Genomic DNA, 11922 nt, shown 5'->3' on the forward strand with positions numbered 1-11922 from the left:
TTTATTCTATCATACCGTTTCCGGTTTGTCAAGAACTTTTTTAACTTTTTGAAGGAGTTTTCCTTCATAAGTTAAAGCGCAGAAGGAGGGATTTGAACCCTCGCGCCGCTACTAACGACCTACTCCCTTTCCAGGGGAGCCCCTTCAACCACTTGGGTACTTCTGCATTGGTTGACTCACATCTTGTTTTTTTACAAGATCGTTATTCAGTTCTGCACCAGGAACTCATCTCTCTGGCTCCGCAGTACAGTTAGCGGAGAGAGTGGGATTCGAACCCACGCGCCCTTGCGGACAAACGGTTTTCAAGACCGCCTCGTTATGACCACTTCGATATCTCTCCAAAGCGCTCTCTCAAACGTGCTCATTAATAATACCCCATAATACCATTTTTGTCAAGCATTTTTCCAAGTTTTTTTCGTTTTTTTATTCTTTTCTAATTGTATACAAAATATGCTATTCCCATGCATTGCGATCATCAACATCTGGTATTCTCATGTCATATATCCAATAAACTCATTTCTCCTTTTGAAAAGAATTTTTTCAGAATTTTTCTAAAAGTCTAAAATTCGTAACTGTTCAGTAGGTCTGCGCACTTGCTGCGCTGACCGTAAGAAAACATAGGCTGGAGGGCAAAAATCCCATCAGCGAAGCTGATCTGGAATGGATTTTTGCGTGTAACTATGAAGGTACTGAATAGGTACTAAAATTCTTTTTATCTGTTAAGCCAGAAAGGCGTGATCTCCTTTTCCCGGAAGACCACGCCTCTCTCTGACTGCCACTGGCAGATCCATATCTTCTATTATAGAAAGAATCTATTGTACCCTATGAGCACAAAGAGCCTCCGCGATGATCATATCCTCCGGAGTTGTCACTTTGATGTTTGAATAACTTCCCTCGATAAACTTCACCTTTGTGTCCGTCATCAGTTCCACTACCATTGCATCATCCGTAATACGGCTGCGGTCTGTTCCGGGTGCAAATACCTTCTCATAGGCGCGGTAGATCAGACCGAAGCGGAATGCCTGAGGTGTCTGGATCTGCCATAAGGTACTGCGGTCCAGCGTGCTTGCAGAAAATCCCTCCGCATCCGCTGCCTTGATCGTATCCTTAACCGGCATCGATGCCACACAGGCAGAAAACTCCCGGACACCATCCACAGCTCTCGCGATGATCTCTCCGTTTACAAGCGGTCTTGCACCATCATGGATCAGAACGATACCGTCCTCTGCGAATCCTACGGTCTTTAAAGCGCAAAGTCCATTCCGGACAGAATCATACCGTTCTTTTCCTCCCGCAACGACCTGTCTCACTCTGGTAAATCCATACTGCTCCACGATATTCCTGTTACAGAATTCCACTTCGTCTGCTCCGGCCACCAGAATAATCTCATCCATCCCTGCCTTCTCAAAGGCCCGCAGGGCATGAACAACCACCGGTTCCCCCTTTAAGAGAAGATACTGCTTTGCCACCTTGCTGTGCATCCGCTTTCCATGTCCTGCTGCCAGCACGATGGCTGCTGTTTTCACCTGTTCCATTACCGCTCTCCCAGTTTTAGGTTCGGCACCGCATTGAGGTCCCAGCCTGTGCGGACTCCGTTGATATACTCATAGTATCCCGCAGCACCGATCATTGCTGCGTTGTCGGTACAGAAGATCGGTGACGGATAGTAGAATTCGATTCCGGCTTTCTCACATGCCGCCTTCATGCCTGCGCGCAGGGCAGAGTTTGACGCAACGCCGCCCGCAATGGCGAGCTTCTTGTATCCAAACTCCTTTGTTGCCGCAACGGCACGGCTCACGAGAACATCCACCACCGCGTTCTGGAAGGAAGCGCAGAGATCCGGCACACAGATCGTCTCTCCCTTCATCTCCGCCTGGTTGATATAGTTTAATACAGCGGATTTCATGCCGCTGAAGCTAAAGTCATACTGGGATCCGCCGACTTTTGCCCGCGGAAATTCCATGGCATGAGGATTTCCCTCTTTTGCCGCCTTGTCGACCTTCGGGCCGCCCGGGTAGCCAAGACCTACGGCGCGGGCAACTTTATCGAATGCCTCTCCCGCCGCGTCATCCATTGTGCGTCCGATGATCTCGAACTCACCGTAGTCCTTCACGATCACAAGATGCGTATGTCCGCCGGACACGATCTCGCAGACAAACGGCGGTTCCAGATCCGGGTGCTCGATAAAGTTTGCGGATACATGTCCCTCGATATGATGAACCGGCACCAGCGGCTTCTTTGCGGCGTAAGCGATAGCCTTTGCCGCCGCAACGCCCACGAGAAGCGCGCCCACAAGACCAGGTCCGTAGGTCACAGCGATGGCTGTGATCTCATCTAATGTCATGTGTGCTTCGTCTAAGGCAGCCTGAACCACCTGATTTACCTTCTCAATATGTTTCCTTGACGCGATCTCCGGCACAACCCCGCCGTAAAGTGTGTGGAGCGCGATCTGGGATGAGATCACGTTAGAAAGCACCTCACGGCCGTTTTTTACAACAGCGGCCGCTGTCTCATCACAGGAACTCTCGATTGCAAGTATATATACATCTTCTTCAACACTGTGTATCTTCATTTCTTAATCCTCATCAAATCCAAGTTCAGCAGACCAGCCGTCACGGGCAGTCTTAATTTTCGGGAAGATTTCCCGGATCTCGTTTAAATATTCCTCCGGATGCATTAAGGACGGGCTGTAATGGGTCAGCCACATCTCCCGCGGATTCGCCTCTTTACCGAGCTTTGCCGCCTCCTGGAACATCATATGCTTATTCTCCCGCGCGTTGGCAATTTTTTCCTTCTCACCGTACATGCCCTCGCAGATAAAGAGGTCATTGTCCGCGGCATATTCGGCGATTGCCGGAACCGGGCGCGTGTCAGTCGTGTAGGTAACGGAAATTCCGCGGCGCTTTTCTCCCAGCACCATGTCCGGGGTCAGGATCTTACCCTCGTGCTCGATGGTCTCGCCTTTCTGCAGTCTGCTCCAGAATTTCTGCGGAATCTCCTGGGCTCTCGCCCGTTCCACATCAAATTTGCCGTTTCTCGGGATCGTAATGCGATATCCATAGCAGGTCACGCGGTGGTTTACGCGGAATGCGTCCACCACATAGGGACCCGCCTGAAATTTTTCTCTCGGCTCCGTGAGTTCTTTAAACACAAGCGGGAACGGAAGTTCCGGCGCAATGGTGCGCAGAGCACCAACGACACGTTCCAGACCTTTCGGTCCCACCAGAAGTACCGGCTCCGTGCGCTCCGCGTTTCCCATGGTCAGGAGAAACCCCGGAAGTCCGCTGATATGGTCGGCATGGTAGTGGGTGAAGCAGATCACGTCCACCGGCTTCGGGCTCCATCCCTTTTCTTTCAATGCGATCTGGGTTCCCTCGCCGCAGTCGATCAGCAGATTGCTACCATCGCAGCGCGCCATCATGGACGTTAGCCAGCGGTACGGCAGCGGCTGCATGCCGCCGGTTCCCAGTAAACAGATATCTAACATGTATTTTCCTCTGCATTCTATGATAATAAAAGTTTATATTTATCCAGTCTGCACGTATCATACCATAAAGCGGAGGTCATATGCAAGAGATGGAAGTTGATTCCTGGGCAGGAACCGCAAGAAGTATTACTGTTCACGCCGCGCAAACAGTAACTGATTTTGCCGATGCTTCGCATTCCGAATCGGCAAAATCCATTACCATCACTGTATTGTACGGAATTTTCAGTTCAGAAAATTCCTACCCGTGTACAGTGACCAAGAAGTACAGAACTGCCGACGTCAGCTTCTTCTGAATACCCGGCAATAGAAAACGAGTACAGACAACCGCCCGTACCCGCTTCTAACATTCAAATATGCTCTTGCAGCGCAATCTGGTCTGAACCTGTTTCAGCATAACGGCATTTCTGCCGCATACCGCCTGCGTTTTCAAAGCAGCTCGATCTCATCCTCCACGTCCACCGGAACCCGGAACTCCGCTGTCACTTCGTTGTAGCAATCCTCGCACAGGTCAAAATGGTGGATCTCCCCGTCTTTTTCCGAAAAGAAGTCCCATCTGTGATCTGATGTAAACACACCTTCCCGCACGATCCCATGTTTCACCGCCAGTTTTTTCCCACAGCGGTTGCAGATCACACAATCCAGCCTGCCATCTTTTCCGTATTTTCTCATCGTTTCTTTTCCTCCGCCTTCTTTATCTCCGGCTCTTCCGGAGTCCCCTACAGTATAGCGGATATTTTCATGATTTTAAGTGGGAATCGATGGAACGGAACGTCTCCACATGATGAGGGCATCCTCCACCGGATTCTGATAGTAATTTTTCCGCACAGCCTCCGCCTGAAAACCATAGGATTTATAAAGGTTTATGGCAGGTGTGTTTCCGGCGCGCACCTCCAGAGTCAGGTCCGGCGCTTCCTTTTCCTTTGCAGAGATTTCCAGACGGTCCATGAGTTTCTTTGACTCCCCACAGCCCCTGTGTTCCGGGAGCACTGCGATCCTCATGAGCTCGCCTTCGCCGGCGAGGAAGCGGAAATTCGCGTATCCGATCCTGGTGCCGTCTGTATCTGTCAGCACCCAGGCCTCGTCCCACTCACTCTCAAGCAGGTCAGAGAGGAGCTTTTCAGACCAGGCATCCGAAAAGCAGGTCTGTTCGATCTGCTTCACAGCGGAAATATCATCCACAGTCATCGCGCGAAGCACAGCTCCTGCCTGTTCCGCGGATTTTTCACCGCTGTTTTCGTTATTTATGTATTTATTGTGATTGTTGGAATTTTCATGAATAATGTCTTTTTCCACTATATTCTCCTTTTCAACCGCATTCCACAGGCTTGCACACCATGCACGACGGATCTGCCGGATTTTTGCCGGAATTTTCGTTCATGTGAACAGACTGCCGGGAAATAAATTCCCGGCAGAGTCTTATCACAATATTCGATTCCATATATGACTTTACAGCCAAGTCCTATCTCTTTTTCTCCGGCGTAAAGTCCTCCTCGATGACCTTCCATGCAGCCTCAACGCTGAAGTACTCGCGGATGTATTTCTGGGTCTCCTCGCACATTCTGCGGCATTCTGCCGGATCCTGATACATCTTGACTACCTCGTCAGCGAATGCCTCCGGTCCGTCGGCAACCTTCATGACGCGATCCGCCTCCGGGATTCCCTCGGAACCGATGGATGTGGTGACGATGGCAGCTCCATTGTAGACTGCCTCGACGACCTTGCCCTTAACTCCGGCGCCGTAGCGCAGCGGAACCACAACGATGCGGGATGTGGAATAAAGAGACGCAAGCTCTTCCTCCGTGACAAAGCCTTTGACAATGATGCCGCTTCCCGGCTGTTCAAGCGCTTTGATCTCGTCTGTCACCTTAGAGCCAACCACATAGAAGTTTACGTCGATCCTCTGTCTGATCAGCGGGAAGATCTCCTTTGCGAACCAGAGAACCGCGTCCGCGTTCGGCGGATGCGCGAAGCCGCCGACAAACAGCAGTCCCTCCCTCTTTGCGAAGTCCTTGTCGATATTCTCCAGGAATTTCTCATAGACATAGGCTGTGATCGCCTTGATCTTGTACTCCGGATGGATCGCGTGGATCGCCTCCTCCTCCACGTAGGACGGATAGTAGGAGACCGCCGCCTTCTCCATCAGGGAGAATTCGATGGATTTCCAGTAATCGGACTCCCGTTTCTTCTTGATATCGCCGGTAAGCTCGTACTCCCGGTACTCTCTTAAGAAATGCAGATCATGTCCGTAGTAGATCACCTTGATATTGGTGTTCTTCTTAATAAAATCAACATACTTGATGGCGATATGCGGACGGTTCAGGTACGCAAAATCGATCTCATCTTTATTCTTTGTCAGCCAGTCCCAGATACCTGCCTGGTACTCCGGCCCATATAAGATCTCCACGCCCATCTGCTGAAGTGTTGTGGAGTACGGCTCCTCGTGAAGGAAGTTGTCTCCGAGGAATTTCACGGAATATCCCATCTTCACGAACATTTTGAGGTACTGGTAAGTAGTCTTGGAACCCGCGTCCTTATCGAAGGTCGGAACATAATGGTCCACGACAAGGATCACCGGCTTCTTCTGGCTTCTCTCACGGGCACGGAACGGGTTCGGATTGCCTGTATTTACAGACTGCTTTTTGAACTCCTCCGCCCACTTTTCCTTTAGCTTCTTACTGTTTTCCACCTGGTAGCGCTTTAGACCAGTTCCATTTACGTCGGTACCGTTGGAGACGCCCTCGAAGTGGATGACTTTTGACAATGGCTGGTAGACTACGCGGTATCCGGCTTTTCTCACCTCGAAGGCAAGGTCGGAATCCTCGCAGTACGCCGGTGCAAACAGCTCGTCGAAACCACCGATCTGTTTCCAGAGGTCATTGGATAACAGGATCGCCGCACCGGAGATATAGTCCACATCCTTCACGTAGTTGTATTCCGGCTTCTCCGGATCGTCAAGACGTCCATAATTCCAGCCGGAGCCGTCGCTCCAGATGATTCCCCCCGCTTCCTGGAGACGTCCGTCAGGGTAGACCAGCTTGGAGCCAACCATACCGATCGTCGGATCAGACTCGATGAGGTTCACGAGTGATGAGAGCCAGCCCGGAGTTACCTGTGTGTCATTATTTAAGAACATCACATATTTTCCGCGGGCCGCCTTCGCTGCCTGGTTACAGTTTCTCAGGAAACCCTGGTTCGTCTTGTTTCTGCAGATCACGAGATTCTCCGCGTACAGGGACAGCTCCTTAGTCGCGTCCGTGGACACGTCATCGGCGATGATGATCTCATAGGTCACATCCTTCGTGTTCTCTAAGATTGAGAGCAGGCAGGCATAGGTATAGTGGATCTGGTTGTAGACCGGGATCACGATGGACACGGTCGGGTGCTCCACATAGTCAAAATGGAGTTTTCCATGCTCTAAGTAACCGGCGCCGATCTTAAAGTCGCCGCGGATCCTGTTTCTTCCGTCCTTTGTGAAATACAGCCTTCCGTATTTTCCCGGATGGAAGACGGTATTCTTGAAGTACCCCGCGATCTTTCTCTTTCTTGTGCCCTTCGGCATGACTTTATCCACAGCGCGGTGGCATTTCCGGAGAACTTTCCACATGATCGCCTCATGTTTCGACAGGTACTGCAGGTCTCCCGCCATTCTCGCGTTCTCGCTTCTCAGGCTGGCGATGATGGCATCCAGGTTCGTCACATGATTGTTTGTGAGACGCTGGACTTCCTGCTGCTTCATGATCGTGATGTCCTTCTCGGAGATCTCCTGCTTTAAGTTCTCGCACCAGTCTTTTACCTTGTAGAGCTCGCTCTCGCGGTCAAGAAGAAATTCCACGGTCTTTGTCGGCTGCTCGTACTGTTTCATGTAGCCGAAGGAGCCTGCATCATGGACATAGGACTGGAACGCCTTTTCCATGCCGTCAAAGATCTGGAGTTCTCCCCCTGTGATCCCGAAATGGGCATAGAGATCCTCTTCTTTTACGTTGAGGACTCTCTCGTAGCGTCTGTAAAAATATAAGAGGTCGCGGTATTTCAAAAATTTCTCCGGGATTGGGAAATCAAATACCCATTCATAGTCGATTCCGTAGATGCAGTTCTCGTTTTCCGGCACCATCAGGTTCTCGAAGAGCCCATCCACATTGGAGACCGCGGCTGCCTTATCGTCGATCATCGGAACTTTTCCGAATACCGTCTCGAACTCCGGTGTCGCCTCAAAGATTTTCGCGTCTGCATTTTCCGGGAACAGCACCTTCATCACGGTCTCAAGCTCCTGATACGGAACCTCGCCCATAACGATAGCCTCGCCCAGGGCATCCCCGACCGTCTTGCCGTTTAAGTACTGGAAGGAGACCGTCTTCTTATCCTTTTTCCATTCCGGCTTCAAGAAACGGATGGCAGGATTCAGATCACGGATCTTCTCATATTTTTCTCCGAAGGAGCGGATATGCGCCTCGCCAGCCTCTGTGAGAGCCGTTTTTTCAACGGTGAGAACTTCGTCCTCCCGCACGATCTCTGTCTTTAACTGGAACTGCGCCGCTCTGGTCCGGTTGTATTTTACAAATAAAATCTGTCTCATGCCTTCCCCTTTTCCCACATGCCAAGGAATGAGTTCGTGAATTTCGTGAAGTCCCCATTTCTGCATGCGTTCGCCATGGCTTTCTCCTCGTTTCCGAACCAGAGTCCCGGTCCGTCAAGACGGGCGGAGATGTTCGTCACATCGCCGGTCTGCGGGAGATAGCCGTCGGAGTAGATGGTCACCGGGTAACGGTAGTCCGGAACCGGATAGTAGAGCATTGCGGTTCCGCCAAATTTCTCTTTTAAGTCCTCAAACAGACCACGGAACTCCACCTCCAGGAAGGAGTGCTCAAATGGCTCCGCTCCCATGAAATAGCGGACACCAGACTCATTCTCCGCTGCCGCTAAAAGCCTTCCGCCAGGTCTCACAAGAGCAGCTGCTCTTGCCAGCAGATCTGCTGCCCCGTTTTTCTCTGTCCTGGAGAGCATGGACGGCAGGATCACATAGTCGAAGCCATCCTTATAGAGAGCATCAAGTTCTTCTGCCGCACGCTCTTTTCCCTTGTACTCTTTCCATCCAAGAGACTCTGTTCCCGCCTTTGTAAGTTCGCCGCGGACCAGGCAGAGATTTTCCTTCTCTCCGTGTCTTTTCCGGTTCACCTCCAAGTTCTCATCCAACGGATCCAGAACGACCACCTCACCGGCGCGCTCCGCAAACAGCCCGGTACAGGAACCGTAGTCGGATCCGACCTGGAGAACCCGGTCCTTTTTTCCTATTTCCAGCCACTCGAAAAGGTTTTCCCTTAACGGCGAAAATGCGTAGAGACACCACGGGCTTGTTTCACCCCGCAGTGCCGCCTCCGCATCTCCTTTATACTTTTCGAGCAGGTCAAGAAGTTCATAACTGTAATCCTTCATCTTTTTCTCCCGCTTTTACGCCCTTGTGAGCGATGTCTCCACCTCAGACTCCATGTCGTAGACGCCGACCGTATTCTTGTTGGAGATCACCGTAATGTTTGCAATGTTGTACAGGCGGTGGTAGACCACATGTTCCTCGCCCTCGAAGCCGGTACAGCTCATAGAGAGCAGGTACTCGCCGCCCTGTAATGTCATCTTCTGGGTAAAGGAAACGTCGTAGACATCGCCATCCCCCACCGGTTTGATATCGCATCCCTCGTACATGGTGTTCGTTCCGGTGAGGTCTGTTCCCTTTTTATCGCGGATCGTGTAGGTAAAGATCGGACTCTTGATCGGCGCATGGAAGCGGATCCGCTCCTTGATCGTGAACATCTCTCCCTTTAACAGAAGGTTTGTGAGATTTCCTTTCGCGTCGAAGAGTCCCAGGTCGAAGATCTCAGCCCGGCCGTCACCGTACTCGGTGCGGTCTGTGTTGATGGTGATCTTATCCTTCATGAGGGATCCGTCGGAATGGGATTCCTCCGCCTTCGCCTTTTTCTCATCGCCTAACATCCCGCCGGAATAATCGCTCTCCAGTTCTTCATTTAAGGAATCCAGCTGGTTTGCCAGGATCTTCTTATAGAGATCCACCATGTGACCCGGCTCACCTTCCGCGATGAATTCGCCCTTGTTTAAGAGAACGACCTTATCGCAGTATTTGATGATGCTGCCCATATCATGGGTTACCATGAGGATCGTGGTTCCTCTCTTCTTGATCTCCTCCATTTTCCGGTAACACTTTGCCTGAAAGAATACGTCTCCGACGGACAGTGCCTCATCGACGATCAGGATCTCCGGCTCCACGTTAATGTTTAAGGCAAACGCGAGACGGACGAACATACCGCTGGAGTAGGTCTTTACCGGCTGATAGACAAAATCGCCGATATCCGCAAAATCCAGAATATCCTGCAGCTTTTCATCCATCTCTTTCCGGGAATACCCCATCATGGTGCCGTTCATATAGATATTTTCAATTCCGGTGTAGTCCATATTAAACCCGGCTCCAAGCTCCAGAAGCGCGGAGATCTTTCCCTCCACGTCCACCTGGCCTGTGGTCGGTGTGAGGACACCGGTGATGATCTTTAAGATCGTTGATTTACCGGAACCGTTCGTTCCGATAATGCCCACCGTCTGTCCTTTTTCCACGTTGAAGGACAGACCATTTAAGGCATAGAAGTCTTTGTGATAGCTTTTATGTGTCAGGCTTAAGGATTCTTTCAATCGGTCGATCGGCTTGTCGTAGAGCCTGTACACCTTCGTCACGTCTTTTACTGTAATCGCATTGGCAGACATGGTTTCCTCCTACAATACATCTGAGAAATGCGGACGGAGCCGCTTGAATACTTTGAGTCCCACTAACATGGTGATCAGGGTCACTGCCCAGAAATACACGGTCAGTGTCGGACGCATGAAGAACCAGTCTCCCGTCAGCATGCTGTCACGGTATCCCGCCGCAATATAGTAAAACGGGTTCAGCTTCAGGATCATCGGAGCCATCGTCAGACCTTTGTCGAGGAATAACTGCTCGCTGTACATAATCGGGGTCAGCCACATGCCGAACTGCAGGCAGATGCTGACGATCTGTGCCATATCCTTGAAGAATACCTGGATCGCGCTGGTAAGATAGGTGAGCGCCAGGGCGTACATGGATGCGGCAAAGGAATAATAAATGATCTGGATCCAGGAAATCTGCGGTCTTTTGCCGCTGACCAGGAATACGATGAACATGATCGCAACAAAGAACACATGGACGAACAGGCAGGAGATCAGTTTGATCACAGGCAGGATCTCCACCTTAAATACTACTTTTTTTACCAGGTAGTTGTATTCCTGAAGGCATCCTGTTCCGCAGTTTAAGGCTTCGGAGAAGAAGAACCACGGGGCGATACCCGGAACCAGCCACTGGACATAGGAGGCGTTCGGCACCGGCGGCGCACTCTTGAATCCGATGGGACCGAAGATGAGCCAATAGATCAGGACGGTGACGATGGGCTGGATAAACATCCAGACAACGCCAAAATAGGAGCCGACAAAACGTTTTCTGAAATCTGCCTTGGAGAGTTCCCAGATCAGTTTTCTTTTTGCCACCAGCTCCTTCAGTAATGAAGTCAAATAATTCACGCTTTTACAACCTTTCTATTAGTGCAGTTCCCGGCAGCGCCATCTTCCTGTTTTCATTACATGAAAACAAGAAGCCCCTGGCATTCGCCCTATGTCGCTAAATGCGGAAAGATGCTTACGCAGACAAGTTTGCGACACATCTTGCCGCATTTGGCGCCGCACTGCTAATTACTAACGATCAAACTTGAAGATCTCTTTAAATCCCGGCCATTTCTGGTCTTTCTCAGAGATGATGAGCTGCATATCCGGTGTGATCGGCCACTTTACACCGATTGTCTCATCGTTCCATGCAAGTCCGCCCTCGTCACCCGGATGGTAGAAATCGGTACACTTGTAAGCAAACTCTGCTTCATCGGAAAGAACGACAAAGCCGTGGGCAAAGCCTTCCGGAATATAGAATTGTTTCTTATTCTCCGCAGAAAGCTCAACGCCGAACCACTTGCCGTATGTCTTGGAGTGTGTTCTTAAGTCAACCGCTACATCGAACACGGTTCCGCGTACCGCACGGACAAGCTTGCCCTGCGGGAACTGTTTCTGGAAGTGAAGACCGCGGAGTACACCCTTTACAGACATCGACTGGTTATCCTGTACGAAAACCATATTGAGTCCTGCCTCTTTAAAGTCATTCTGGTTGTATGTCTCCATAAAATATCCGCGCTCGTCATTGAATACGGTCGGCTCGATCACATGAAGGCCTTCGATTACCATTCCATCTGTTTCACAGGAAGAAACTTTGATCTTTCCCATAGTCTTTTACCTCACCTTTTATAAATTTACGGCTGTTCTTGTTTTCTCTTTCGGCATATGTCCGTTTCATTCCCGGAGTAAAAGCATATGCTTGTTCC

General features: G+C 50.6%; 11 protein-coding genes and 2 tRNA genes. 1 reads left to right on the forward strand and 12 read right to left on the reverse strand.

Annotated elements, in window-relative coordinates; translation table 11 throughout:
• Positions 1 to 77 precede the first annotated feature (77 nt).
• From DWY93_RS14685 to DWY93_RS14705, 5 genes are all read right to left on the reverse strand, one after another.
• Positions 78 to 166, reverse strand: a tRNA-Ser gene (locus DWY93_RS14685).
• Positions 167 to 254: 88 nt separating this feature from the next.
• Positions 255 to 340 (reverse strand) — tRNA-Ser (locus DWY93_RS14690).
• A 472-nt stretch (positions 341 to 812) separates the two neighbouring features.
• Complete coding sequence (ispD, locus tag DWY93_RS14695) at positions 813 to 1535, reverse strand: 2-C-methyl-D-erythritol 4-phosphate cytidylyltransferase (RefSeq protein WP_117471102.1); 723 nt, start codon at positions 1533 to 1535, stop codon at positions 813 to 815.
• Positions 1535 to 2572, reverse strand: coding sequence for a tRNA (adenosine(37)-N6)-threonylcarbamoyltransferase complex transferase subunit TsaD (gene tsaD / locus DWY93_RS14700; RefSeq protein WP_117471103.1), 1038 nt, complete (start codon positions 2570 to 2572; stop codon positions 1535 to 1537). Before tsaD ends, ispD begins: the two co-directional genes overlap by 1 nt.
• Before the next feature lie 3 nt (positions 2573 to 2575).
• The gene (locus tag DWY93_RS14705) at positions 2576 to 3487 is read right to left on the reverse strand and encodes a ribonuclease Z (protein WP_015553889.1); all 912 of its coding nucleotides are present in this window, start codon (positions 3485 to 3487) and stop codon (positions 2576 to 2578) included.
• A gap of 80 nt (positions 3488 to 3567) precedes the next feature.
• On the opposite strand from DWY93_RS14705, the gene DWY93_RS14710 reads away from it, so the two are divergent.
• The gene (locus DWY93_RS14710; RefSeq protein ID WP_117471104.1) at positions 3568 to 3780 is read left to right on the forward strand and encodes a hypothetical protein; all 213 of its coding nucleotides are present in this window, start codon (positions 3568 to 3570) and stop codon (positions 3778 to 3780) included.
• Between the two features lie 133 nt (positions 3781 to 3913).
• Here the strand turns inward: DWY93_RS14710 and DWY93_RS14715 are convergent, their stop codons facing one another.
• The 7 genes from DWY93_RS14715 to rfbC all read right to left on the reverse strand — a co-directional run bounded on the left by DWY93_RS14715 (position 3914) and on the right by rfbC (position 11824).
• The gene (locus tag DWY93_RS14715; RefSeq protein WP_015553890.1) at positions 3914 to 4156 is read right to left on the reverse strand and encodes a hypothetical protein; all 243 of its coding nucleotides are present in this window, start codon (positions 4154 to 4156) and stop codon (positions 3914 to 3916) included.
• A 75-nt stretch (positions 4157 to 4231) separates the two neighbouring features.
• A complete protein-coding gene (gene rimI / locus DWY93_RS14720; protein WP_242990672.1) occupies positions 4232 to 4780 on the reverse strand; it encodes a ribosomal protein S18-alanine N-acetyltransferase in 549 nt (182 codons plus the stop codon).
• A gap of 166 nt (positions 4781 to 4946) precedes the next feature.
• Positions 4947 to 8060: a glycosyltransferase gene (locus tag DWY93_RS14725; RefSeq protein ID WP_015553892.1), complete on the reverse strand. Its 3114-nt coding sequence runs from the start codon at positions 8058 to 8060 to the stop codon at positions 4947 to 4949.
• Positions 8057 to 8917, reverse strand: coding sequence for a hypothetical protein (locus DWY93_RS14730; protein ID WP_117471106.1), 861 nt, complete (start codon positions 8915 to 8917; stop codon positions 8057 to 8059). The genes DWY93_RS14725 and DWY93_RS14730 overlap by 4 nt, the downstream gene beginning before the upstream one ends.
• Before the next feature lie 15 nt (positions 8918 to 8932).
• A complete protein-coding gene (locus DWY93_RS14735) occupies positions 8933 to 10249 on the reverse strand; it encodes an ABC transporter ATP-binding protein (protein WP_117471107.1) in 1317 nt (438 codons plus the stop codon).
• Positions 10250 to 10258: 9 nt separating this feature from the next.
• Complete coding sequence (locus DWY93_RS14740; protein WP_117471108.1) at positions 10259 to 11077, reverse strand: ABC transporter permease; 819 nt, start codon at positions 11075 to 11077, stop codon at positions 10259 to 10261.
• Between the two features lie 171 nt (positions 11078 to 11248).
• Positions 11249 to 11824 carry a dTDP-4-dehydrorhamnose 3,5-epimerase gene (rfbC, locus tag DWY93_RS14745; RefSeq protein WP_015553895.1) on the reverse strand — a complete coding sequence of 192 codons (576 nt, stop codon included), beginning with the start codon at positions 11822 to 11824 and terminating at the stop codon, positions 11249 to 11251.
• Positions 11825 to 11922: the final 98 nt, after the last annotated feature.

The organism is Clostridium sp. AF28-12 (assembly GCF_003435225.1).
Lineage (GTDB): Bacteria > Bacillota > Clostridia > Lachnospirales > Lachnospiraceae > Pilosibacter > Pilosibacter fragilis.